Genomic DNA, 25,913 nt, shown 5'->3' on the forward strand with positions numbered 1-25,913 from the left:
TTTACGGCCTTGTAGTAGTAATAGAGTTAACAAACCACTGCTGGATATTACCCATCGCGGCATGCGAAGTATCCAGAATCGGCTGCGGATAAAAGCCAAGCAGTACCAGAAGTACAACCAGGATCAGGATCATAAACAGCTCGCGCAGTGACAGCCCCGGCAGTTCTTTGCTGGCCAGTTCGCTTTTCGCTTTACCGAAGTAGGCGCGATGCAACATTGCCAGTGAGTAAACCGATGCGAAAACCAGACCGAAGGTGGAAATCACCGTGATCATCGGCACAACCTTGTAGCTACCGAAGAGGATCATGAATTCACCGACGAAGTTACCGGTACCCGGCATACCCAACGTGGCGACAGCGAAGAACATCGACAGCGCCGGCAACCATTTAATCTTGCTCCACAGCCCGCCCATCATACGCATGTCTCGAGTATGCACACGTTCGTACAACTGACCACACAGGATAAACAGACCCGCCGCAGAGAGACCGTGCGCAATCATCTGGATAACCGCACCCTGATAGGCTAGCTGGCTACCGCTGTAGATAGCAATCATCACGAAGCCCATGTGTGACACCGAAGTGTAAGCAATCAGGCGTTTGATATCTGTCTGGGTGAATGCCATCCACGCACCGTAGAAAATACCGATGACCCCCAGCCACATGGCGATGGGCGCAAACTCTGCGGAAGCGTTCGGGAACAGCGGCAGCGAGAAGCGCAACAGACCGTAGGCCGCGGTTTTCAACAGAATCCCCGCCAGGTCAACGGAACCTGCGGTCGGTGCCTGCGAGTGCGCATCCGGTAACCAACCGTGCAGCGGCACTACCGGCATTTTCACCGCGAAGGCGATGAAGAAACCAAGCATCAGCAAATATTCGACGTGATCGGACATCTGCGTTTTCAGCAGATCTTCATAGTCGAATGTCCAGACACCGGTCGCGTTATAGTGCACCACTACCAGCGCCAGGATGGCAATCAACATGACCAGACCACTGGCCTGGGTATAGATGAAGAACTTGGTCGCAGCCGTAATACGCGTCTTCCCGTCGGAGGCTTTGTGGCCCCACAGTGCAATCAGGAAGTACATCGGCACCAACATCATTTCCCAGAAGAAGAAGAACAGGAACATGTCGATGGCAAGGAACACGCCGATAACGCCGCCCAGAATCCACATCAGGTTAAGATGGAAGAAGCCCTGATATTTCTCGATTTCACGCCAGGAGCAGAGTACCGCCAGCACACCGAGGAAAGCGGTCAGCACTACCATCAGCAACGACAAACCGTCCATCGCCAGATGAATATTGATGCCGAAGCGTGGGATCCACTCCAGTTTAAACTCTTCCTGCCAGGAAGGCAGACCGGTGGATTGCGTAAGAGAGTAGCCGCCCTGCATCCAGAGTTGCAGGGAAAGCGCCAGCGTCAGTCCCATGGTGATCAGGGCGATCCAGCGCGGCACCTTCACGCCGAAGCGTTCGGTCTGCCAGCAGAGAAAGCCGCCGATAAAGGGGATTAGTATTAGCCAGGGTAATAACATGGCGATGTATGTCCCTTATATTAATTCCTGTTCAGGCTACCTTGCTCGTCATAGCGAACCCCGGCTGTGCTCACAATCCTCACGTACTTTAATACGCTCCGGTTGCTCTGCGCAGGCGGTGTCCACTCTGACTTCGCCGATAACGCCTGTCTGTCAGGAATACTTACCTAAAATATGTTTTCACCGGAGACGGATCTTCTCGCCCCACAAATCACACAAATTCAGTCTGCAGGCCGGGTAAGCGTAGCGCCAGCCGGCCCACAAACTCAGCTCAGCGCAATACCATCAGCAACGCCAGCACCACGACTGCGCCAATGCTCATCGACGCGACATACCAGCGCAGATACCCGTTCTCGCTAAACAGCAGCCCTTTGCCTGCAAAGCGCGAAAGGATCGCCGGAATGTTCATTAGCGCGTTCAGCGGATCGCTCTTCAGCAGCCAGGCAATGCCAAGATACGGTTTCACGAAGATGCGATCGTACAGCGCATCGAAGCCCCAGGCATTGAACCACCAGGTCCCGAAGAAACGACCTGTCGCGCTGTTGGCAATCGAGTGCACCAGCGTACGTTTACCCAGCCACAGCCAGGCCGCCAGCAGAATACCGATGACAGCAACCGCACCGGACGCCACTTCCAGCATGACCACGCTGCCGTGCGCCAGCTCGGTGGTTTCTGGCAGAACGCCTCTCAGCGGTGGCACAATCATTGCGCCAATAAAGGTGGAGAGCACCAGCAGCACAATCAGCGGCAGATGATGGGTGATCCCCTTCCCTGCGTGAGCGTGAATCTGTTCTTTCCCGTGGAAGACAATGAAAATCAGGCGGAAGGTGTACAGCGATGTCATAAATGCGCCAACCAGACCGGCAATCATCAGATTGACATGACCGTTTGCTACCGCACCAGCAAGTATTTCGTCCTTACTGAAGAAGCCTGCGGTCAGCAATGGCAGCGCCGACAGCGCCGCGCCACCAACCAGGAAGCAAGCATATACCAGCGGAATCGACTTACGCAGACCACCCATTTTGAAAATGTTCTGCTCATGATGGCAGGCGAGGATCACCGAACCGGACGACAGGAACAGCAGTGCTTTAAAGAATGCATGCGTCATCAGGTGGAAAATCGCCGCGTCCCAGGCTTGAACGCCCAGCGCCAGGAACATGTAACCGATCTGGCTCATGGTTGAGTAAGCCAGTACGCGTTTGATATCCGTCTGCACCAGCGCGGCGAAACCAGCCATCAGCAGCGTTACCGCACCGACGATACCGACCAGATGCAGCACTTCCGGCGTCAGCAGGAACAACCCATGTGTACGGGCAATCAGATAAACACCGGCAGTCACCATGGTAGCGGCGTGGATCAGCGCGGAAACCGGCGTCGGACCAGCCATCGCGTCCGCCAGCCATGTTTGCAACGGCAGTTGCGCGGATTTACCGACCGCACCACCCAGCAACATCAGCGTCGCCCACATCAGCATGTTATTGCCGTTGGCGAAGTGCTGCGGCGCCAGTTCAACCATTTCGCGGAAGTTCAGCGTACCCAGTTCGTTGTAAAGGATGAACAGCGCGAAAGCGAGGAAGACGTCACCCACACGGGTAACGACGAATGCTTTCATCGCCGCAGCACCATTCTTCGGATCGGTATAGTAGAAGCCGATCAGCAGATAGGAGCACAGGCCCACGCCTTCCCAGCCGAGGTACATCAGCAGCAGGTTATCCGCCAGCACCAGTACCACCATGCTGGCGATAAACAGGTTGGTGTAGGCGAAGAAACGGGAATAACCCTCTTCTCCGCGCATATACCAGGAAGCGAACATATGAATCAGGAAACCCACGCCGGTGACGACCGAAAGCATGGTCAGAGACAGGCCGTCCAGCACCAGGTTGAAACCGATGTTGAAATCACCGACCGCCATCCACGTCCACAGCGGTTGCGAAAACGCCTGTTGACCGTTATTGAAAAAATCAACGCCAACAAGGGCGGTCACCAGTGCCGCGAGACCTATCGAGCCAACGCCAACGGTTGCAGAAAGATTCTCTGACCAGCGCCCACGGGAAAAGGCGAGTAAGACAAAGCCAATAAAAGGCAGAATAATGGTTAAGGCGAGCATGTTCATCCACGCATCTCACTTACTGAATCGATATTCAGATTCTGGCGGCGACGATGGAGTTGCAGCAGCAACGCCAGGCCAATACTCGCTTCCGCAGCCGCGAGGCTAATGGCGAGGATATACATCACCTGCCCGTCGGTCTGTCCCCAGTAACTGCCAGCAACCACGAAGGCCAGTGCAGCAGCGTTAATCATGATTTCCAGCCCAATCAGCATAAACAGCAGGTTGCGGCGGATAACCAGACCGGTCAGACCCAAAACAAACAAAATCGCTGCGAGGATCAGTCCATGTTGTAAGGGGATCATGCTTGCTCCTCCGTTTTTCTTTTCGCGCGGTCATCGGTGCGATTGCTCAGCACTTCACCGGCCCTGTCTTCGCGACCCAGATGGAAGGCCACAACCAGACCAGCAAGCAGCAGCATGGAGGCCAGCTCCACGGCCAAAACATAAGGGCCAAACAGCGTAATACCAACCGCTTTCGCGCTAATCGCTGCCCCGTCGATACCCTGATCGCTAACGCCCAGAATGGCGTAAATCATCACCCCAAGCAGCACCGCAGAGAGCAGCGCCGGGCCGATCCAGATTTGCGGCGACAGCCAGTTGCGCTCCTGCTCAACCACGGTATTACCAAGGTTCAGCATCATCACCACAAATACGAACAGCACCATGATGGCCCCGGCGTAAACGATGATCTCCAGTGCACCGGCGAAGTAAGCGCCGAGTGAAAAGAAGACCCCGGCAATAGCCAGCAGCGACACAATCAGGTACAGCAAGGCGTGCACCGGGTTGGTATGCGTTATTACGCGTACCGTCGTCAGGATGGCGACCAGGCCACAGATATAAAAAGCGAACTCCATTGCCCCTCTCCTTACGGTAACAGGCTCTTGACGTCGATAGGTTTGGCTTCGTTTTCCGCTTCACCTTTATCTTTGCCGTCGATTGCCATACCTGCCATCCGGTAGAAGTTATATTCCGGGTATTTGCCCGGACCGGAGATCAGCAGATCCTCTTTTTCGTACACCAGGTCCTGACGTTTGTATTCACCCATTTCGAAATCCGGGGTGAGCTGAATCGCCGTTGTCGGGCACGCCTCTTCGCACAAACCACAGAAAATGCAGCGTGAGAAGTTGATACGGAAAAACTCCGGATACCAGCGACCGTCCTGCATCTCCGCTTTTTGCAGCGAGATACAGCCTACCGGGCACGCTACCGCACAAAGGTTACAGGCAACGCAACGCTCGGAACCGTCCGGGTCGCGCGTCAGCACGATACGTCCACGGTAACGCGGCGGCAGATAAACCGGCTCTTCAGGGTACATACGGGTTTCGCGCTTCGCGAAAGCATGCAGGCCAATCATCCAGATACTACGGACCTGGGTGCCGAAGCCCACGAGTAATTCTTTTAAAGTCATGGTCTTTTCACCCCTTATTGCGCCTGCCAGAGAATGACAGCCGCTGTTCCCAGCAAGTTGAGTAGCGTCAACGGCAGACAGATTTTCCAGCCGAACGACATCACCTGATCATAACGAGGACGCGGCAGTGCGGCGCGAATCAAAATGAACATCATCATAAAGAACGCGGTTTTCAGCGCGAACCAGATGAAAGGCGGTAACAACGGCCCCTGCCAGCCACCGAAGAACAGCGTGACCATCAGCGCGGAAATGGTGACGATACCGATATATTCACCGACGAAGAACAGACCGAATTTCATCCCGGAATATTCAATGTGGTAACCATCCGCCAGTTCCTGCTCAGCTTCCGGCTGGTCAAACGGGTGACGGTGACACACCGCCACGCCTGCGATAGCAAAGGTCAGAAAACCGAAGAACTGCGGAATGACGTTCCACAAACCTGCCTGGTTGTTGACGATATCGGTCATGTTGAATGAACCGGCCTGCGCCACCACGCCCATCAGGGAAAGCCCAAGGAACACTTCATAGCTCAGAGTTTGCGCAGAAGCACGCATCGCACCGAGCAGTGAGTATTTGTTGTTACTCGACCAGCCAGCGAATAGCACCGCGTAAACCGCCAATCCTGCCATCATTAAGAAGAACAGGATGCCGATGTTCAGATCCGCCACGACCCAGGTCGGGCTGACCGGCACAATAGCGAACGCTAACAGCAACGAGGTGAAGGCGATCATCGGCGCGAGGGTGAAGATCACACGATCGGAGAAGCGCGGGATCCAGTCCTCTTTAAAGAACATTTTGATCATATCCGCAACCAACTGGAGTGAACCACCCCAGCCAACGCGGTTCGGTCCGTAGCGGTTCTGGAACAAACCGAGCAGGCGTCGTTCGCCAAAGCTCATGAACGCACCGCAGGTGACCACCACCAGCAGAATGACAACGGCTTTCAGGATGCTCAGCAAAATGTCGATAACATCCGGTGTTAACCAGCTCATGCTTGCGCCTCCCGCAGATTTTCAAGACGTGCTCCGGCCAGCACCGGCGCGATACCCTGCATCCCCATCGGCAGACCAACCTGCCCTGCTGTCAGACCTTCGGAAACCTGCAATGGCAGGCTGATGGTCTGACCTTCCCAGGTGAAGGAGATATGCGCGCCCGCGTTAACGCCAAGCTTCGCAGCGTCGGCCGGGTTCAGCTTGATGTATGGTTGCGGCATACGGCTCTGGAATACCGGAGCACGCTGCGACATTTCATCGCTACCAAACAAGTGGTAGTACGGCGCGATACGCCATTTACCCTCTTGCGCTTCGAAGGTTCCCGGAATGGAAGTGAAGTATTCCAGCCCACTTTCGCTGGCCTCAATCAAACGTACGCCCGGATCGCCGTGACGCAGGTGTCCACCCACTTCTGCCTGGAATTTGTTCCATGCCTGCGGGGAGTTCCAGCCCGGTGCCCACGCAAACGGAATTTGAGAACGCGGAGCGGACGGCTGGTTGTTCCCTTCCATAGAGAAGGCGAACATGGTGTCTTTATCCTGCGGCTGGCGCGGTTCGTGCACGCTGATATTGGCGCGCATGGCGGTACGTCCACTGTAACGATGCGGTTCACGGGCCAGTTTCTGACCGCGGATGCGGAAGCTGGCGTCCGGCGCCGCTTCTTTAATCCCTGCCAGTTGCGGCAACGCTTCAACGGCGGCGTCAATCACATGGTCAAGCTGCGTCCAGTCGACTTCGCGGTTTTCAACGGTGCTGTGCAGCGAATGCAGCCAGCGCCAGCTCTCCAGCATAATGGTTTTGCTGTCGTAGTAGGTCGGATCGTAAACCTGGAAGAAACGCTGCGCGCGACCTTCGTTATTGATTACCGTACCGTCACTTTCTGCAAAGCTGGCCGCGGAGAGCACCAGATGAGCCTGCTCCATGATTGCCGTACGCTGATGATCAATCACCAATACCAGCGGTGCTTTCGCCAGCGCGGCATCCACGCGTGCAGCAGAAGCATGGCGGTGCAGATCATTTTCCAGCACCACAACAGCATCAGCGTGGCCGTATTCCAGCTCCGCCAGCGCGTCATCAAGGCTGCCGCCGCCAATCAGGCCCAGGCCCATGCTGTTCACCGAACGAGCAATCATGGTGATGCCGACATCGGCACCGCGCCCTTTCAGCGCTTTTGCCACGTTGGCAGCAGCCTGAATCACTTCCACGCTACCGGCGTTCGTCCCGGAAATAATCAGCGGTTTCTTCGCGCCGGCCAACGCCTGGACAATCACATCGATTTTGTTTTTCAGGTCGCTGCTCAGACCGTCAACCGCCGGCGCCGTCTCATCCAGCGCGTGAGCGATGGCGAAACCTAAACGCGCCTGATCTTCGACCGGTGCGCAATAGGTCCACGCAGCGACATCATCCAGACGGGTGCTGTCGACGTTGGTAACAAACAGCGGATGTTTGGCGCGCTGACCGATGTTCATGATCGCCGCAATCTGCCAGTCGGCGACTTTCTGCGCCGCCGCCATTTCTCGGGCTTTGCCTTTCACGGCCTGACGCACCGCCAGCGCAACGCGCGCGCCGGTCTGCGTGATGTCTTCGCCGAGGACCAGCACCGCATCATAAGATTCGATTTCGCGCAGGGCCGGGGTACGGATGCCGCCTTCGCGCAGCACTTTCAGCGCCAGTTCCAGACGCTCCTGCTCACCTTTGGCGATGCCAGTGTAGAAATTATCCGCACCGACCAGCGCGCGCAGGGCAAAATTGCTCTCCACGCTGGCGCGCGGCGAACCAATGCCTATTACTTTCTTCGACTGACGCAGAATGTCCGCCGCGCCCTGCATCGCCTGCTCAGCATTCAGGGTGATCAGATCATCGCCACGGCGCTGTACCGGCTGACGAGGCCTGTCTTTCAGGTTGACATAGCCATAACCGAAACGGCCACGGTCGCAAAGGAAGTAGTGGTTAACGGTACCGTTGTAACGGTTTTCGATGCGGCGCAGTTCGCCGTACCGTTCACCCGGACTGGTATTGCAACCCAGTGAACACTGCTGGCAGATGCTCGGCGCAAACTGCATATCCCACTTACGGTTGTAACGCTCAGAGTGCGTTTTGTCGGTGAAGACGCCAGTGGGGCAGATTTCCACCAGGTTGCCGGAGAACTCACTTTCCAGCGTGCCATCTTCCGGACGGCCAAAGTAGACGTTATCGTGCGCGCCATACACGCCAAGATCCGTGCCGTCTGCGTAGTCTTTGTAATAACGCACACAACGGTAGCAGGCGATACAGCGGTTCATTTCGTGTGAGATGAACGGGCCAAGATCCTGATTACGGTGAGTACGTTTAGTAAAACGATAGCGACGGAAGCTATGACCTGTCATGACGGTCATATCTTGCAGGTGGCAGTTGCCGCCCTCTTCGCAGACCGGGCAATCGTGCGGGTGGTTGGTCATTAACCACTCCACTACGCTTTCACGGAACTGCTTCGCTTCATCGTCATCGATGGAAATAAAAGTACCGTCGGATGCCGGTGTCATACAGGACATCACCAGGCGGCCACGCGTGTCTTCCGCGTTTTGATATTGCTTCACCGCACACTGGCGGCACGCACCCACGCTCCCAAGCGCCGGATGCCAGCAAAAATAAGGAATATCAAGGCCTAAGGAAAGACAAGCCTCAAGAAGGTTGTCTGCTCCGTTTACCTCGTATTCTTTGCCGTCTACATGAATAGTAGCCATTAGCATGCTTCCAGTTGGCCTGAATAACCTTTGTCCTTCGCGCCGTATCAGCGTTGTTACATCGCGAAGATTGCAGGTCTTTCTCAGGTATTAATCAAATTTTTTTCCGGCCTCGCCCAGGCGAGTAACCCCAATTACCAGCGCGCTTTCAGCAAGTTTGGCTGGATACCGCCAATCGCATGGGTATTGCTGAATTGCTGTTTAATGCCCGCTTCGAATTCTTCGCGGAAATATTTAATTGCGCTCTGTAAGGGTTCAACCGCACCCGGCGCATGCGCGCAGAAGGTTTTACCTGGCCCAAGTTGTCGACACAGTTGCTCAAGTGTCTCGATGTCCCCAGGCTGGCCTTCACCACGCTCCAGCGCACGCAGAATTTTTACGCTCCACGGCAGGCCATCGCGGCATGGCGTACACCAGCCGCAGGATTCGCGGGCGAAAAACTCTTCCAGATTACGCACCAGCGGCACCATGCCAATCTCATGATCGACGGCCATGGCCAGCGCCGTTCCCAGACGGCTGCCCGCTTTGCCGATGCTTTCGAATTCCATTGGCAGATCGAGGTGCGCTTCGGTCAGGAAGTCTGTCCCCGCGCCACCAGGCTGCCAGGCTTTGAATTTCAGGCCATCGCGCATGCCACCGGCATAATCTTCGAGGATTTCACGCGCGGTCGTACCAAACGGCAGTTCCCACAGGCCCGGGTTTTTCACGCGACCGGAGAAACCCATCAGCTTGGTGCCCGCATCTTTGCTGGTCGAAATGTTCTGATACCATTCAACACCGTTAGCCAGAATGGCTGGCACGTTGCACAGGGTTTCAACGTTGTTGACGCAAGTCGGTTTACCCCATGCGCCGGAGCTTGCCGGGAACGGCGGCTTGGAGCGCGGGTTCGCGCGGCGACCTTCCAGCGAGTTAATCAGCGCGGTCTCTTCACCGCAGATATAGCGCCCGGCCCCGGTGTGAACGAACAGTTCAAAATCAAAACCGCTACCGAGGATATTTTTACCCAGCAAACCCGCTTCGGTCGCTTCGGCAATGGCGCGACGCAGATGTACTGCTGCTTCTATATATTCGCCACGCAGGAAGATGTAGCCACGGTAAGCTTTCAGCGCAAAGGCGGAAATCAGCATGCCTTCCACCAGCAGGTGCGGCAACTGCTCCATCAACAGACGGTCTTTATAGGTACCCGGCTCCATTTCATCAGCATTACACAGCAGGTAACGGATGTTCATGGATTCGTCTTTCGGCATCAGGCTCCACTTCAGCCCCGTGGAGAAGCCAGCGCCGCCACGGCCTTTAAGGCCGGAATCTTTTACCGCATTGACGATCTCGTCCGGCGCCATGCCAGAAAGCGCTTTACGCGCACCAGCATAACCATTTTTACTCTGGTATTCCTCCAGCCAGACCGGCTGCTTGTCGTCACGCAGCCGCCAGGTCAGCGGATGAGTTTCGGGAGTACGGATAACTGTTTTCATTTATACCGCTCCAGCAGTTCGGGAATGCCTTCCGGAGTCAGATGCGCGTGAGTGTCCTCATCAATCATCATGTTCGGCCCTTTATCGCAGTTGCCCAGACAGCAGGTCGGCAGCAGCGTAAAGCGGCCGTCGAAAGTGGTCTGGCCCGGCTTGATCTTCAGGTGGCTTTCAATCGCCGACTGAATGCCCTGATAACCGGTGATATGGCAAACCACGCTGTCGCAATAGCGGATCACGTGGCGACCGACTGGCTGACGGAAGATCTGGCTGTAGAACGTTGCCACGCCTTCGACATCGCTCGCCGGGATCCCCAGAACATCAGCAATGGCATAAATCGCGCCGTCCGGCACCCAGCCACGCTGCTTCTGAACAATCTTCAGCGCTTCAATGGACGCCGCACGCGGGTCTTCATAGTGGTGCTTTTCGTGCTCAATTGCCTCACGCTCTGCCGCACTCAGCTCAAAAGCCTCGGTTTGTGGTTGTTGATTCTCGTGCATAATTAGCGGTCCACATCTGACATAACAAAATCGATACTACCCAGATAGACGATCAGGTCGGATACCAGGCTGCCGCGGATCGCCGACGGGATTTGCTGCAAATGCGCAAAGCTCGGTGTACGAACGCGCGTGCGGTAGCTCATGGTGCTGCCGTCGCTGGTCAGGTAGTAACTGTTAATACCCTTGGTTGCCTCAATCATCTGGAAGGATTCGTTGGCTGGCATTACCGGGCCCCACGAAACCTGCAGGAAGTGAGTAATCAGGGTTTCGATATGTTGCAGCGTGCGCTCTTTCGGCGGCGGCGTCGTCAGCGGATGATCCGCTTTGAACGGACCTTCCGGCATATTGTTAAGACACTGCTCAAGAATACGCAGGCTCTGGCGCAGCTCTTCGACTTTCAGCATCACGCGGGTATAGCAGTCGCTGACGCCACCACCCACCGGGATTTCAAAGTCGAAGTTTTCATAGCCGGAGTATGGACGCGCTTTACGCACGTCAAAGTTGATGCCGGTAGCACGCAGACCCGCGCCGGTAGTGCCCCACTCCAGCGCTTCTTTCGCGCCGTAAGCGGCAACACCCTGCGAACGGCCTTTCAGGATGGTGTTACGCAGCGCCGCTTTCTCATAAGAGGCCAGACGTTTCGGCATCCAGTCGAGGAATTCACGCAGCAAACGATCCCAGCCACGCGGCAAATCGTGTGCCACGCCGCCAATACGGAACCACGCCGGGTGCATACGGAAACCGGTGATCGCTTCCACCAGATCGTAGATTTTCTGGCGATCGGTAAAGGCGAAGAACACCGGGGTCATTGCGCCCACGTCCTGAATAAAGGTAGAGATATAAAGCAGATGGCTGTTGATGCGGAACAGTTCAGAGAGCATCACGCGGATCACATTGACGCGATCTGGTACGGTGATCCCCGCCAGTTTCTCTACCGCCAGCACATATGGCATTTCGTTAACGCAGCCACCGAGGTACTCAATACGGTCGGTATAAGGAATGTAGCTGTGCCAGGATTGGCGCTCGCCCATTTTTTCCGCGCCGCGGTGGTGGTAACCGATATCCGGTACGCAGTCGACAATCTCTTCACCGTCGAGTTGCAGAATAATGCGGAAAGCACCGTGCGCAGACGGGTGGTTCGGACCGAGGTTGAGGAACATAAAGTCCTCATTGTCGGTGCCGCGCTTCATGCCCCAGTCTTCCGGCTTAAAGGTCAGCGCTTCCATTTCTAAATCCTGCTTGGCTTTGGTCAGCTCAAACGGATCGAATTCGGTGGCGCGCGCCGGGTAATCTTTACGCAGCGGATGCCCGGTCCAGGTCTGCGGCATCATGATGCGCGTCAGGTGCGGGTGACCGTTAAAGGTAACGCCAAACATTTCCCAGGTTTCACGCTCGTACCAGTTGGCGTTGGGGAAAAGTTTGGTAAACGTCGGCACGTTCAGATCGTTTTCAGAAAGCGCCACCTTGAGCATGATGTCGCGGTTGCGATCGATCGAAATCAGGTGATAGAAAACGGAAAAATCCGCGGCGGGTAAACCGGCGCGGTGTGTACGTAGACGCTCGTCCATGCCGTGCAGATCGAACAGCATGACGTAAGGTTTCGGCAGCTTCTTCAGGAAATCGCCAACTTCCAGCAATTGCTCACGCTTCACCCAAACTACGGGTACCCCGGTGCGGGTCGCCTGAACAGTAAAGGCATCCGGCCCAAAACGGTTGCGCAATTCGCCAATGACCGGATCATCCAGATGATCCCGAGTCTGCCATGCGGCTTCTTGCGCGGTTAAATCGGTCATATTGTTCACCATTGCAAAGGGTCCGTGGTGACTGTCGGGTATGGCTTCGCGTTATTGGATTATTGAAATGCGAAGTTTTTTTCCATTACCCACAGGCGCACATTAAATCTCGTCCGGCGTACGCAGATTGGTAACGGCAATGCGTTCTCCGCGCTTACGGTCGCGTTCCGACTGCATATTGGCGCGGTACACGCCCTGATCGCCAACCACCCAGGAGAGAGGACGACGTTCTTTACCAATCGATTCCTGTAACAACATCAGCGCCTGCATATATGCTTCAGGACGCGGCGGACAGCCAGGGATATAAACATCCACCGGGATAAATTTGTCGACGCCCTGCACGACAGAGTAGATATCGTACATACCGCCAGAGTTCGCGCAGGCTCCCATTGAGATAACCCATTTTGGTTCCAGCATCTGGTCATAAAGACGCTGAATGACAGGTGCCATTTTGGTAAAGCAGGTACCGGCGACGACCATAAGGTCCGCCTGACGAGGAGAAGCACGCAGTACTTCCGCACCAAAACGCGCGACGTCGTGAACAGCTGTAAAGGAAGTCACCATCTCTACATAGCAGCACGATAGACCAAAGTTATATGGCCAAATTGAGTTTTTACGGCCCCAGTTCACCATATCGTGCAGGGCATTTTCGAGTTTGCCCATGTAAACGCTACGGTTGATTTCTTGTTCCAGGGGGTCGGTTACGATCTCCTGTTTTTGCAGGGGGTAACGGTCGTTCTCACCGTTAGGATCTATGCGGGTGAGCGTATAATCCATCTTATTGCCTCGCGGTTAGCGTTGACGATCAGTGTAGCTGCCAGTCTCTGGGTTGATATGCTCACGGCGCGAACGCACGGGCGTCCAATCCAGCGCGCCAATACGCACCAGATAAACCAGACCAGCCAACAGCACTAAAATAAAAATTGCAGCTTCGACAAAACCGACCCAACCACTCTCGCGAATGGAGGTTGACCATGCATAGAGGTAAAGCGCTTCCACATCGAAGATGACGAAGAACATGGCCACCAGGTAGAACTTGGCGGAGAGACGTAAGCGCGCGGAACCGACAGAATCGATACCGGATTCGAAAGGAACGTTTTTGTGCCTTGCGCGTGCGCGGCCGCCTAAAAAACGACCGCCAACCAGCATCAGGCAACAAAGCCCTATGGCGACAATAAGAAAGATAGCGAATGCCCAGTGATGAGCGATGATTTCAGTGGATGTTGACATACGCATTGCTTTACTCAAAAGGTAGCGTTAATACCTCTGCTCTTGCTGGCAGATGACGCCACATCGATTCACGGGGAGGAATAAAACCACACATTAACTGTGAAAAAAAGGCGAAAACAGCTAAACGATGTGGGTTTTACTCCTTTCTATAACCTTTTGTCAACTTTAACAAAAGTTTACTCACATTAGTTTACATCAACCGCAATTCATTAACATTTAGTGCCGTTTTCTTGATCGGCCTCATAACCTACTGACCAAAAAAACCAGGTGTTGAATCGTGTCCGTTGTGAGCTTTTCCTGATATTACTCGCTTATTTTGACAGGATTTTGTCCGGATTCCTCCCCCTCATTGGGAGTATTTTCTTGATCTGAGACACGCTTTTGTTAATTCATCGCAAAAAACGGCAACAATCCGGCTTGATTTTTAACATGAACTTAAGGCATGGAAGACTATAGTTGATAAAGAGATATCTTGCTGTGAGGAGTATTAACTTCTTGAAAGGAAATATGATTTAGAGGGGCAATAAGTCATCAAAGAAATGTTCCGATATAAAACGAACCAGTGGCAGCAATTTCACTGCCAGCGGTTCATTTTTGCACTTACATTTTGTTACCAGTTTAAGGCTGTGTCCCGTAATTGGTCGTGGTGGCGACGTTTGGGGACCCAAATGAGCCGTGAGCAACGCAGTCATGCGTAAAAATGACCCTCAGCGCCACTCGCGCACAATTATGGGACACAGCCTGGTGTAAAATGTTAGCCAAAATCCCCTTCTACGATGAGCGGATCACCGCCTTCTTCAGCCCCAGGATTCCCGTAATGCCACGGATTCTGGTAGTGTTCCATAGCCTGAAAGATAACCTGCGCCAGTTCATTCTGGCTGAGGGGATTATAGCCTAGCAGATATTCCGTATCAGGTAACAGCGGCAGGCCGTCGGCGCGGCTTAATACCCGCAAATCAGGACTCATCATTTCAACAGGACGGGCGGTGACACCAAGCCCGGCTTTCACTGCCGCTTTCACGGCAGAAAGCGATGAAGCCACATAAGCCAGGCGCCATGGAATATCGGCACTATTGAGCGCATTAATCACCATATCGCGAAACGAACTGGGTTCATCCAGCAATACAAGTGGAATGGCCTCTCCTTTCTGCAGAACATATTCAGCCGAACAATACCAGTGCGTTGGGGATGTACGTAATGTCAGGCAATCAAACTGCCCATAACAATGCGTTGTCACCACCAGGTCAAGGTTTTGATCCTGGAGGCGATCGCCAGATAACGGGTTGCGCTTTACGCGCACATCCAGCGCCAGTTTTGGATATACCGAGCTAATACGATTAAGCAGGAAAGGCAAAATGGTATCGGCTGATTCATCAGAAGCGCCAATAGTTAATACGCCCTGCAAATTGCTAAACATCAGCGATGTACAAGCTTCATCATTAAAACGTAAGATCTTTCGCGCATAACCCAGTAGTTGAATACCGTGCTCAGTTAAAAGCTTATTACGGCCATGACGGGCAAAAAGTTCTTTTCCCACTAACTGTTCCAGCCGCTGCATTTGCTGGCTTACGGCAGACTGGGTGCGACATACCGCAGCCGCAGCCGCAGCAAAGGTGTTCAGATCAGCGACCGCAACGAAAGTTCTCAGCAGATCGAGGTCGAGATTCAGTATCGGACGATTTGCATTTATCATATTTTTTCACTTACGGGTTGCTCACGCAGAGTGACCCGGGTTTATGCTGTGCTCGTAAGATTAAGTAATTCCATTTAAAAAGTGCATCCTGCACGTCATGACTCATCAAAGCCTGACTGTAAGTTCTCGTGTTTATAGTTCGCTGTCTAACGCAAGCTGAACCTGTTGGCTTTATTTCGCATACTCCATTCCTTCTGGATATATAAACCATGATAAACCTTGCGAATGCTTTTAAGAAAACAACCTGTTTATGCACATCACTGGCTATACATAGCACAAGTATCATATACCATAAGGCTATATAATCGGACTGAAGTAAAAGCGAATAATAACAAGCAACTAAAATTAAGAAACACCCCTTAACTAAAGCATGGCTTTTCACATCAGTACCATTTTATTGCTCTTTGAGTTTAACCTAAAACCTTTATATTTATAAGCATTATTACGAATAATCTGAACCTGCAATTGGTATCATGTCCGACCTCTCGTTATAATATTAGAGACGAACATAGTTCCCATTCTCAATATTAATCAGCTATTAATTGACCGTGGTTCTAACTATTAATAACGCTTAACATTGCGTTTACAGTACAAACATACTCTTCCGGGAAATGGATGGTCCCATCTCTCCATCATCCAGATTTTGCGAAAAATTCTCTGTCGGTTTGCGTACTGCTTTTTTAAACCGAACTAAGCAAACGAGTTTTATTAGCGATAAATTACAAATTTTTATGTATTTATGATATTAAATACTGAAAATTAACGTAAATGCAGTTTAATAGCAAGGATTAAATAAAAGAAAACAGTTAAAAAAACGTTAACCACCGAGAAAATTACCACAAAATCTTCTTCTGCTAACCCTTCTAAACTGGCGGGCGTGGGAGTACATTGTTCCGTGCTCACTTCCACGGCAGGCAGTGGCTCACATAGCTAAAAGGTCAAAGGTTCATGTCCTCCATCGAAAAATCCAGCAAATTAGACAATGTCTGTTACGACATCCGTGGCCCGGTTCTGAAAGAAGCAAAGCGTCTGGAAGAAGAAGGCAATAAAGTTCTTAAACTTAACATCGGCAACCCCGCACCATTCGGCTTCGAAGCGCCGGATGAAATTCTGGTCGATGTGATTCGTAACCTGCCAGGCGCGCAAGGCTATTGCGATTCCAAAGGGCTTTATTCAGCCCGCAAAGCGATCATGCAGTATTATCAGGCGCGCGATATGCGCGAAGTGACCGTTGAAGATATTTATATTGGTAACGGTGTTTCTGAACTGATTGTTCAGTCGATGCAGGCACTGCTTAACAGTGGTGACGAGATGCTGGTTCCCGCCCCGGATTACCCGCTGTGGACAGCGGCCGTATCGCTTTCTGGTGGTAAAGCCGTGCATTATCTGTGTGACGAGTCTGCTGGCTGGTTCCCGGATCTTGACGATATTCGCGCAAAAATCACACCGCGTACCCGTGGTATTGTGATTATCAACCCGAACAACCCTACCGGTGCGGTTTATTCAAAAGAACTGTTGATGGAGTTGGTTGAGATTGCGCGTCAGCACAACCTGATCATCTTCGCCGATGAGATCTACGACAAAATTCTTTACGATGCGGCCGAGCACCACTCTATCGCCGCACTGGCGCCGGATCTGTTCACTATTACCTTTAATGGTCTGTCAAAAACCTACCGTGTGGCCGGCTTCCGTCAGGGTTGGATGGTATTGAGCGGGCCGAAAAAACACGCTAAAAGCTATATAGAAGGGCTGGAAATGCTGGCCTCGATGCGCCTTTGCGCCAACGTTCCTGCACAGTACGCCATTCAGACTGCACTCGGCGGTTACCAGAGTATCAGTGAATTTATCGTGCCGGGCGGTCGTTTGTATGAACAGCGTAACCGTGCATGGGAATTGATTAATGAAATCCCAGGTGTTTCCTGTGTGAAGCCAAGCGGCGCACTCTATATGTTCCCGAAAATTGACGCGAAACGGTTTAATATTCACGACGATCAAAAGATGGTGCTCGACTTCCTGCTCCAGGAAAAAGTGCTGTTGGTACAAGGTACCGCGTTCAACTGGCCATGGCCGGATCACGTACGCATCGTGACACTGCCGCGCGAAGACGATCTGGAAATGGCGATCAGCCGTTTTGGCCGTTTCCTCTCAGGTTATCATCAGTGATCTCCGTCGGGGGAGGATTTGCATCTTCCCCCACTCTCTGCGCACAATGACTCAGGTCGCAGCCACAGACAAGGTTAACTATGAGTCAGAGCCATTTCTTCGCCCATCTTTCCCGCCTTAAACTGATCAATCGTTGGCCACTGATGCGCAACGTACGTACCGAAAATGTGTCCGAGCACAGTCTGCAAGTGGCGATGGTCGCCCATGCGCTGGCGTCAATAAAAAACCGTAAATTCAATGGCCAACTGAATGCCGAGCGTATTGCGCTGCTGGCTATGTACCACGACGCGTCGGAAGTTCTGACCGGCGATCTGCCCACCCCGGTAAAGTATTTCAATTCACAAATTGCACAGGAATATAAAGCGATCGAAAAGATTGCCCAGCAAAAGCTGGTTGAAATGGTGCCGGAAGAGTTGCAGGATATTTTTGCGCCGCTGATTGATGAGCATCACTACAGCACGGAAGAAAAAGCGATCGTGAAACAGGCGGATGCGCTATGCGCCTATCTGAAATGTCTGGAAGAGTTATCCGCCGGCAACAATGAGTTCAGGCTGGCAAAATCTCGCCTCGAAAAAACCCTTGATGCCCGCCGCAGCCCGGAAATGGACTATTTTATGCAAGTCTTTGTGCCCAGTTTCCATTTATCGCTGGATGAAATCAGCCAGGATTCACCGCTGTAACTCGTCTTTGCCGGGTGAACGCCACCCGGCAAACGCGTCAAAACGGAAACAACATCGGGATCAACACCGCGCAAACTACCATCACCAGCAGAGTAAACGGCACGCCAACCTTAACAAAATCACTAAACTGATAATTACCAGGCCCAAGCACCAGCGTGTTGACCGGTGATGACACTGGCGTCATAAATGCGGCTGATGCCGCCATTGCCACCATCATGACAAACGGATACGGCGAAACGCCCATTGATTTTGCCGCCGCCAGCGCGATCGGCGCCATTAGCACCGCAGTGGCGGTGTTCGAGATAAACAGCCCGATGACCGCGCACATGAGAAACAGGCAGATCAGCATAACGTGCGGCCCGTAACCTCCACCGATATCCATCAACCCTTTAACCGCCAGAGCCACGCCGCCGGTTTTTTGCAGCGCCAGCGCAAAAGGCATCATTCCGACAATCAAAATAATACTCGGCCAGTGAATGGCCTTGTAAGCACTTTCAGCATCAATACAGCGGAATTTCCCCATTAGCATACAGGCGATAATTGCAGCAATCGTATTGGGAATTTCATCGGTAAGCATCAGAGCGACCATCAGCACCAAGCAAAAAATCGCATGTGGTGCCTGGCTGTGAGCGGGCGAAGCTGCGCTCTCTTCAACCGGTAAATTGAGTATTACAAAGTCGCGCCCGTGAGAACCCAACTGACGGATCAGTTTCCAGTTGCCGACGACTAGGAAAATATCGCCCAGTTCCAGGGTGGTATCCGTAACCACACCGTCAATCGCCTCGCCGTTGCGCTTCAGGCCAACCACGTTTAAACCGTAGCGACTCCGAAAACCGATTTCGCGAACCGTCTTACCGATCAGTTCAGAATCCGGAATTAACGATACTTCCGCCATCCCCACATCCAGCGCCTGATCGGAAAAATATTCACCACGCAGCACCATAGGCTCCAGCAACTGCTCGGCGCAGAATTCACGCAAATCCACTTCAGCAGCAGACATGTCAATCAGCAGAACGTCACGGGCACGAAACTCGGAGACACCGTTAACGTTGACAATCACCCGCCGAAAACGCCTCCAGCGTTCGACGCCGATAACATTCGCGCCATAACGTTCGCGAAGTCGCAAATCATCAAGGCGCTGTCCGATCAAAGGAGATCCAGGGCGAATAGCGAGGCGGCGCGCCCGCCCGGTAAGGCGGTACTCTTTAATCAGTTCACGAAATGAACGATGCTTCCAACCATCACGCTGCGCTTGCTCATCATTCCCTTTCAGCATAAAACGCATCAGCAACATATAGATGATCCCCAGCAGCAGGATCACGAGGCCCAGCGGCGTCATGCTAAAAAAGCCGAACCCTTTCATGCCTTCTCGTAACAGCTCGCTGTTCACCACCAGGTTAGGCGGCGTTGCCACCAGTGTCATCATGCCGCTGATAAGCCCGGCGAAACTGAGTGGCATCATCAGACGGGAAGGCGAAATCTGCATGCGTAGCGAAACACTCATGACCACCGGTATAAAAATCGCCACCACACCGGTCGAACTCATGAAAGCGCCCAGCCCGGCAACGGTAAACATGAGCAGAACCAGCATTTTCACTTCGCTGCTGCCAGCCATATCAACCAGCCAGGCACCCATATTCGCCGCCACGCCAGTACGCACCAGACCATCGCCAATAATAAACAGTGCGGCAATCAGGATCACATTGGGATCACTAAAACCAGAGAAGGCTTCGGGCAGAGTCAGTGTGCCGCTTAAGACAAAGGCGACAATCACAAACAGCGCCACCGCGTCCATGCGTACTTTCCCCGTTGCGAAAAGCACAACGGTAATCGCCAGCAGACACAGCACCCAGATCAGTTCACCGTTCACAACCTATCCTTGTCAGTTGATGGAGGGAAAATAGTGCCATAAAAAAACCCCACAAATGTGGGGTTAAATCATGGACTCAGGTGTTCAGCGTGACAATCACCGTTCCGTCTGACTGTTTCACAACATTCAGCGCTTCGAGGCTGGTAAGCACGAAATCGGCTTCATCAAGCCGGGGAGAATCGGCCGGAACATTTACCGCAATGACGTGGCACCCTGCCGCCAGCCCTGACAAAACGCCCGCAGCGGCATCTTCAACCACCACGCAATCCCGTGGTGCCAGGCCCAGCCGCTCTGCGCCAAGCAGATAAGCATCCGGAGCAGGTTTTCCCTGTTTAACCTGCTCAGCGGTGATAAACACTTCCGGCGCAGGCAGACCGGCTGCGCGGTGACGAGCGTGAGCAACCGGCACGGAACCAGAGGTGACAATCGCCCACGGAATGCCTGCCGAATCGAGGTGCTCAAGTAATGCGATAGCGCCCGGTAACGGTGCTATCCCATCGGTATCTGCCGCTTCGATGGCTTCCAGCCGGGTAAACTCGGCGGCAATTTCATCTTCCGATTTTCCCGGCATAAAGTGACGCAGCGAGGTAATAGCCTGTTTGCCATGGATGAAATTCAGCACTTCATCATGCGCGATGCCAAACCTGTCGGCCCAACTACACCATGCCCGCTCAACAACGGACAAAGAATTAACCAACGTGCCATCCAGATCAAACAGAAATCCTTTGCACTGCACACTCACCTCCTCAGGCATTGATAATCTGATTAATTTCGTTGCTGCTCAGATGATACTGGCGCGGGCAGGAGTGCCATACGCTCAGCATGCGCTGATATTTTTCCCACATCGGTGTTTGCGCATTAAAGCCGTGCGTACCGGCATCGAAATGGGTGTAGCGACCTTCAATGTTAACCATAAAACGCACATAGCCGAGGTAACGCGCTTCCGTTGCCGCGTCAAAGCCAAGGAAAGTCACACGGCGTTCATCAATGGTATTGGCGTCTTTCAGGTTGGTCCAGGAGACATGGAGCGCATGATACATCTCCATAATATCGATAATAATGCGGCAGGTTTCTTCTTTCAGCTCGCCGAACTCGCGATCCAGCTCGCGCATTTGCAGACCATAGCCACGCTCAATAATGGTCTGTAAACGGCGGTAGCGTTCTGCATTCGCCGGATCCATCATGGTCATCATTTTATACTGATTGGATAAGATCAGACGTTGGGCATTAGTCATTTCCATCTTTCGACTCCTGTGGCTCATCGGCACTTTAAATATGATGTTTCGAGTTTACATGCTGAAAACGATGGCTTTCTTGATTTGCCGGGGGTGTTGTGTAGATCAAAATAAAAAAGAAGCCACCACAATGATGTCTTCTTTTTATACAGACTATTCAGACTGCGATTCCTGATGGTGTTACAGATCATCAAGAAATGTTTTATCCAGCTGTTTGAAAGCACGCTTAAGGGTGTCTGCCAGCGCCTGATAATCAGGTTTTCCTTCCACCGGTGCCAGCGCCTGTCCCGCTTCCTGGAGTTTGCCGCGCACTTCGTAAAACCAGTGCAGAATAGAGGGTGGTAGTGGCGTGACGGAGCGTTTACCCAGCCACCATAGCCCCTGCATTGGCAGGCTCAGGGCAAAAAGCGCGGTTGCCACTGCCGGGCCAAGCTGACCGCCAAGCGCGATTTGCCAGCATAGAGTGAAGACCGCCAGCGGCGGCATAAAGCGGATAGCATGACGCGTTGCGCGGATCACGCGATTCTCAACAAACATCGGAGCGAGGCGTTTTTCCATGGGCCAGGTCTTCGCATAACGCTGACCCCGACGAAACAAACTGAAGAAACTGACGGGTCGATTCTCAGAAGTGGACATGGCTTTACCTCAACTTCACATATAAAAATTAAAAAATTTGTGCAAAACAACAACTACAAATGACAACGTTAAAATTTTTTGTCAATCCCACCAGCTATCAGGTATCCTGTGGCAGCCTGACCAGGGCCTGTAGACGACAATCGTCAAATGGTCAAATTTAAAGCTCATTATGCCACTGTCTGAAATTTGCGCAAAATAGCTTAAAATCTTATGTATTCTTCCATCATGCCAAAAAATATATTCAGCATGATGTTAATCATAAATGTCAGCGTCAACCTGCGCTACGCTGTGCGACTCACTGACCTTTTTTAGCCACGTATCATAAATAGGTACTTCCATGTCGAGTAAGTTAGTACTGGTTCTGAACTGCGGTAGTTCCTCACTGAAATTTGCTATCATCGATGCATCTAATGGTGACGAATACCTTTCTGGTTTAGCCGAATGCTTCCATCTCCCTGAAGCACGCATCAAGTGGAAAATCGATGGCGGTAAACAAGAAGCGGCTTTAGGTGCAGGTGCCGCTCACAGTGAGGCGCTGAACTTTATCGTTAACACTATTCTGGCACAAAAACCAGAACTGTCTGCACAGTTGACTGCTATTGGTCACCGCATCGTGCATGGTGGCGAAAAATACACCAGTTCTGTTGTTATCGACGAAACGGTTATTCAGGGTATCAAAGATGCCGCTTCTTTTGCACCGCTGCATAACCCAGCTCACCTGATCGGTATCGCTGAAGCGCTGAAATCCTTCCCGAAACTGAAGGGCAAAAACGTCGCTGTCTTCGACACCGCGTTCCACACCACGATGCCGGAAGAGTCCTATCTGTACGCACTGCCGTACAAACTGTACAAAGAGCACGGCATACGTCGCTACGGCGCACACGGCACCAGCCACTTCTATGTGACTCAGGAAGCAGCCAAAGTGCTGAACAAACCGGTTGAAGAGCTGAACATCATCACTTGCCACCTCGGCAACGGTGGTTCTGTTTCTGCAATTCGCAACGGCAAATGTGTTGATACCTCGATGGGGCTGACCCCGCTGGAAGGTCTGGTAATGGGTACCCGTTCCGGTGATATCGACCCGGCTATCGTGTTCCATCTGCATGACACTCTGGGCATGAGCGTTGAAGCAATCAACAAAATGCTGACCAAAGAGTCCGGCCTGCTGGGTCTGACTGAAGTCACCAGCGACTGTCGTTATGTAGAAGACAACTACAAAGAGAAAGAAGACGCAAAACGTGCGATGGACGTTTACTGCCACCGCCTGGCAAAATACATCGGTTCTTACACTGCGCTGATGGATGGCCGTCTTGACGCCGTTGTCTTCACCGGTGGTATCGGTGAAAACGCCGCAATGGTACGTGAACTCTCCCTGGGGCGCCTGGGCGTACTGGGCTTTGAAATTGACCACGAACGTAACCTGGCTGCCCGTTTCGGCAAGTCTGGCTTTATCAACAAAGAAGGCACCCGTCCTGCCGTTGTTATCCCAACCAACGAAGAACTGGTTATTGCGCAAGACGCGAGCCGCCTGACTGCCTGATTACCCACACCGCCAGCCAACGCTGGCGGTGCTGTTTTGTAACCCGTCTGCAACGACGGTAACGAAAGAGGATTAACCGTGTCCCGTATTATTATGCTGATCCCTACCGGAACCAGCGTCGGCCTGACCAGCGTCAGCCTTGGCGTTATCCGCGCTATGGAACGCAAAGGCGTTCGTCTGAGCGTCTTTAAACCGATCGCCCAACCGCGTGCTGGTGGCGATGCTCCGGACCAGACCACCACCATCGTGCGTGCGACTTCTGGCCTGCCAGCGGCTGAACCGCTGAAAATGAGCCACGTTGAATCGCTGCTCTCCAGCAACCAGAAAGACGTGCTGATGGAAGAGATCATCGCGCGTTACCACGAAAGCAGCAAAGACGCTGAAGTCGTGCTGGTTGAAGGTCTGGTGCCAACCCGCAAACACCAGTTTGCCGATTCGCTGAACTTTGAAATTGCCAAAACGCTGAACGCAGAAATCGTGTTTGTGATGTCTCAGGGTACTGACACACAGGAACAGTTGAAAGAGCGTATCGAACTGACCCGTAACAGCTTCGGCGGCACAAAAAATACCAATATCATCGGCGTTATCGTTAACAAACTGAACGCTCCGGTTGACGATCAGGGCCGTACTCGCCCGGATCTGTCAGAAATTTTTGATGACTCTTCCAAAGCGAAAGTCATACACGTTGATGCGACAAAACTGCAGGAAACCAGCCCACTGCCGGTGCTCGGTGCTATTCCATGGAGCTTCGATCTGATTGCCACGCGTGCAATCGATATGGCGCGTCACTTGAATGCTACCATCGTCAACGAAGGCGACATCAAAACCCGCCGCGTGAAATCCGTGACTTTCTGTGCGCGCAGCATTCCGCACATGCTGGAACACTTCCGCCCGGGTTCTCTGCTGGTGACTTCCGCAGACCGTCCGGATGTGCTGGTTGCTGCCTGCCTGGCCGCAATGAACGGCGTGGAAATCGGTGCTCTGCTGCTGACTGGCGGCTATGAAATGGAAGCCAGCGTTCGCAAGCTGTGTGAACGTGCATTCGCTACCGGCCTGCCGGTATTTATGGTGAACACCAACACCTGGCAGACCTCTCTGAGCCTGCAAAGCTTCAATCTGGAAGTTCCGGTTGACGATAGCGAACGTGTCGAAAACGTTCAGGAATACGTTGCCCGTTACATCAATGCACAGTGGATTGACTCCCTGAGCGCGACTTCCGAGCGCAGCCGCCGTCTCTCTCCGCCAGCCTTCCGTTACCAGCTCACTGAGCTGGCACGCAAAGCAGGCAAACGCGTTGTTCTGCCGGAAGGCGACGAGCCGCGTACCGTTAAAGCCGCTGCGATTTGTGCTGAACGCGGCATCGCGACCTGTATCCTGCTGGGTAACCCGGACGAGATCAACCGCGTTGCGGCGGCTCAAGGCGTTGAACTGGGTAGCGGTATCGAAATCGTCGATCCGGACGTCGTCCGTGAAAGCTATGTTGCTCGTCTGGTTGAGCTGCGTAAGAGCAAGGGCATGACCGAAGCCGTTGCCCGCGAACAGTTGGAAGATAACGTAGTTCTCGGCACGCTGATGCTGGAACAGGATGAAGTTGATGGTCTGGTTTCCGGTGCTGTTCACACTACCGCAAACACCATTCGTCCGCCGCTGCAACTGATCAAAACCGCACCGGGTAGCTCGCTGGTTTCTTCCGTGTTCTTCATGCTGCTGCCGGAACAGGTTTACGTTTACGGCGACTGTGCGATCAACCCGGATCCGACCGCTGAACAACTGGCTGAAATCGCGATTCAGTCTGCTGATTCTGCTATCGCTTTCGGTATTGAGCCGCGCGTGGCGATGCTCTCCTACTCCACCGGTAACTCCGGCGCAGGTAGCGATGTAGAGAAAGTGCGTGAAGCGACCCGTCTGGCGCAGGAAAAACGTCCTGACCTGGTTATCGATGGTCCGTTGCAGTACGACGCCGCAGTAATGGCTGACGTTGCGAAATCCAAAGCGCCGAACTCTCCGGTTGCCGGTCGCGCTACTGTGTTCATCTTCCCGGATCTGAACACCGGTAACACCACCTACAAAGCGGTACAACGTTCTGCCGACCTGATCTCCATCGGGCCAATGCTGCAGGGTATGCGCAAACCGGTTAACGACCTGTCCCGTGGCGCTCTGGTAGACGATATCGTCTACACCATTGCTCTGACCGCAATTCAGGCGTCTCAGCAGCAGTAATTGTGTCGGATGAGGCCGCGCATTATCCGCCCTACGGGTTCTGTAGGCCGCATAAGCGTTAACGCCATCCGGCAATAATCAAAAGGCGATCTCCGGGTCGCCTTTTTTATTGCCAACTGAA

The 25,913-nt window shown here is 53.0% G+C and carries 21 protein-coding genes; 4 read left to right on the plus strand and 17 right to left on the minus strand.

Going from position 1 to position 25,913, the window contains the following annotated elements; genetic code table 11:
- Position 1: 1 nt before the first annotated feature.
- The 13 genes from nuoM to lrhA all read right to left on the minus strand — a co-directional run bounded on the left by nuoM (position 2) and on the right by lrhA (position 15,448).
- Positions 2–1,531, minus strand: a complete 1,530-nt coding sequence (gene nuoM / locus GA0061070_RS11990; protein WP_090136375.1) for an NADH-quinone oxidoreductase subunit M — start codon at positions 1,529–1,531, stop codon at positions 2–4.
- Between the two features lie 271 nt (positions 1,532–1,802).
- The gene (gene nuoL / locus GA0061070_RS11995) at positions 1,803–3,644 is read right to left on the minus strand and encodes an NADH-quinone oxidoreductase subunit L (RefSeq protein WP_090136376.1); all 1,842 of its coding nucleotides are present in this window, start codon (positions 3,642–3,644) and stop codon (positions 1,803–1,805) included.
- Positions 3,641–3,943 (minus strand): NADH-quinone oxidoreductase subunit NuoK, encoded by a 303-nt coding sequence (gene nuoK, locus GA0061070_RS12000; protein WP_002463445.1) that lies wholly within the window; start codon positions 3,941–3,943, stop codon positions 3,641–3,643. Before nuoK ends, nuoL begins: the two co-directional genes overlap by 4 nt.
- A complete protein-coding gene (gene nuoJ / locus GA0061070_RS12005; RefSeq protein ID WP_090136377.1) occupies positions 3,940–4,494 on the minus strand; it encodes an NADH-quinone oxidoreductase subunit J in 555 nt (184 codons plus the stop codon). Before nuoJ ends, nuoK begins: the two co-directional genes overlap by 4 nt.
- 11 nt (positions 4,495–4,505) lie before the next feature.
- Positions 4,506–5,048, minus strand: coding sequence for an NADH-quinone oxidoreductase subunit NuoI (gene nuoI, locus GA0061070_RS12010; RefSeq protein ID WP_035942165.1), 543 nt, complete (start codon positions 5,046–5,048; stop codon positions 4,506–4,508).
- A gap of 14 nt (positions 5,049–5,062) precedes the next feature.
- Entirely contained in the window at positions 5,063–6,040 is a 978-nt protein-coding gene (gene nuoH, locus GA0061070_RS12015) for an NADH-quinone oxidoreductase subunit NuoH (RefSeq protein WP_090136378.1), read from the minus strand.
- On the minus strand, positions 6,037–8,763 hold the full coding sequence (nuoG, locus tag GA0061070_RS12020; RefSeq protein WP_139109758.1) for an NADH-quinone oxidoreductase subunit NuoG: 2,727 nt from the start codon (positions 8,761–8,763) through the stop codon (positions 6,037–6,039). The genes nuoH and nuoG overlap by 4 nt, the downstream gene beginning before the upstream one ends.
- A 134-nt stretch (positions 8,764–8,897) precedes the next feature.
- Positions 8,898–10,235, minus strand: a complete 1,338-nt coding sequence (gene nuoF, locus GA0061070_RS12025) for an NADH-quinone oxidoreductase subunit NuoF (RefSeq protein ID WP_090136380.1) — start codon at positions 10,233–10,235, stop codon at positions 8,898–8,900.
- The gene (gene nuoE / locus GA0061070_RS12030) at positions 10,232–10,732 is read right to left on the minus strand and encodes an NADH-quinone oxidoreductase subunit NuoE (RefSeq protein WP_007371090.1); all 501 of its coding nucleotides are present in this window, start codon (positions 10,730–10,732) and stop codon (positions 10,232–10,234) included. The genes nuoF and nuoE overlap by 4 nt, the downstream gene beginning before the upstream one ends.
- A 2-nt stretch (positions 10,733–10,734) precedes the next feature.
- On the minus strand, positions 10,735–12,537 hold the full coding sequence (nuoC, locus tag GA0061070_RS12035; RefSeq protein ID WP_090136381.1) for an NADH-quinone oxidoreductase subunit C/D: 1,803 nt from the start codon (positions 12,535–12,537) through the stop codon (positions 10,735–10,737).
- 90 nt (positions 12,538–12,627) lie between these two features.
- Complete coding sequence (nuoB, locus tag GA0061070_RS12040) at positions 12,628–13,302, minus strand: NADH-quinone oxidoreductase subunit NuoB (RefSeq protein ID WP_007371088.1); 675 nt, start codon at positions 13,300–13,302, stop codon at positions 12,628–12,630.
- A gap of 15 nt (positions 13,303–13,317) precedes the next feature.
- Positions 13,318–13,761, minus strand: coding sequence for an NADH-quinone oxidoreductase subunit NuoA (gene nuoA / locus GA0061070_RS12045; RefSeq protein ID WP_035889801.1), 444 nt, complete (start codon positions 13,759–13,761; stop codon positions 13,318–13,320).
- A gap of 748 nt (positions 13,762–14,509) precedes the next feature.
- Positions 14,510–15,448 carry a transcriptional regulator LrhA gene (gene lrhA, locus GA0061070_RS12050; RefSeq protein ID WP_090136382.1) on the minus strand — a complete coding sequence of 313 codons (939 nt, stop codon included), beginning with the start codon at positions 15,446–15,448 and terminating at the stop codon, positions 14,510–14,512.
- A 948-nt stretch (positions 15,449–16,396) separates the two neighbouring features.
- Here lrhA and GA0061070_RS12055 point away from each other — a divergent pair.
- Together GA0061070_RS12055 and yfbR are read left to right on the plus strand one after the other, a co-directional pair.
- Positions 16,397–17,611, plus strand: coding sequence for a pyridoxal phosphate-dependent aminotransferase (locus tag GA0061070_RS12055; RefSeq protein WP_090136383.1), 1,215 nt, complete (start codon positions 16,397–16,399; stop codon positions 17,609–17,611).
- A gap of 80 nt (positions 17,612–17,691) precedes the next feature.
- Positions 17,692–18,291, plus strand: a complete 600-nt coding sequence (gene yfbR, locus GA0061070_RS12060) for a 5'-deoxynucleotidase (protein ID WP_090136384.1) — start codon at positions 17,692–17,694, stop codon at positions 18,289–18,291.
- 37 nt (positions 18,292–18,328) lie between these two features.
- Here the strand turns inward: yfbR and GA0061070_RS12065 are convergent, their stop codons facing one another.
- From GA0061070_RS12065 to yfbV, 4 genes are all read right to left on the minus strand, one after another.
- Positions 18,329–20,161 (minus strand): SLC13 family permease, encoded by a 1,833-nt coding sequence (locus tag GA0061070_RS12065; protein WP_090136385.1) that lies wholly within the window; start codon positions 20,159–20,161, stop codon positions 18,329–18,331.
- A gap of 76 nt (positions 20,162–20,237) precedes the next feature.
- Positions 20,238–20,915, minus strand: a complete 678-nt coding sequence (locus tag GA0061070_RS12070) for a sugar phosphatase (protein WP_279616086.1) — start codon at positions 20,913–20,915, stop codon at positions 20,238–20,240.
- On the minus strand, positions 20,908–21,402 hold the full coding sequence (locus GA0061070_RS12075; protein ID WP_090136387.1) for a YfbU family protein: 495 nt from the start codon (positions 21,400–21,402) through the stop codon (positions 20,908–20,910). The genes GA0061070_RS12070 and GA0061070_RS12075 overlap by 8 nt, the downstream gene beginning before the upstream one ends.
- A gap of 174 nt (positions 21,403–21,576) precedes the next feature.
- The gene (gene yfbV / locus GA0061070_RS12080) at positions 21,577–22,032 is read right to left on the minus strand and encodes a terminus macrodomain insulation protein YfbV (RefSeq protein ID WP_043952894.1); all 456 of its coding nucleotides are present in this window, start codon (positions 22,030–22,032) and stop codon (positions 21,577–21,579) included.
- Positions 22,033–22,369: 337 nt separating this feature from the next.
- Here yfbV and ackA point away from each other — a divergent pair, with 337 nt between their 5' ends.
- Both ackA and pta read left to right on the plus strand, forming a co-directional pair.
- On the plus strand, positions 22,370–23,572 hold the full coding sequence (gene ackA / locus GA0061070_RS12085) for an acetate kinase (protein ID WP_090136388.1): 1,203 nt from the start codon (positions 22,370–22,372) through the stop codon (positions 23,570–23,572).
- A gap of 78 nt (positions 23,573–23,650) precedes the next feature.
- A complete protein-coding gene (pta, locus tag GA0061070_RS12090) occupies positions 23,651–25,792 on the plus strand; it encodes a phosphate acetyltransferase (protein ID WP_090136389.1) in 2,142 nt (713 codons plus the stop codon).
- Positions 25,793–25,913: the final 121 nt, after the last annotated feature.

Source organism: Kosakonia oryziphila (assembly GCF_900094795.1).
GTDB classification, from domain to species: Bacteria; Pseudomonadota; Gammaproteobacteria; order Enterobacterales; family Enterobacteriaceae; genus Kosakonia; species Kosakonia oryziphila.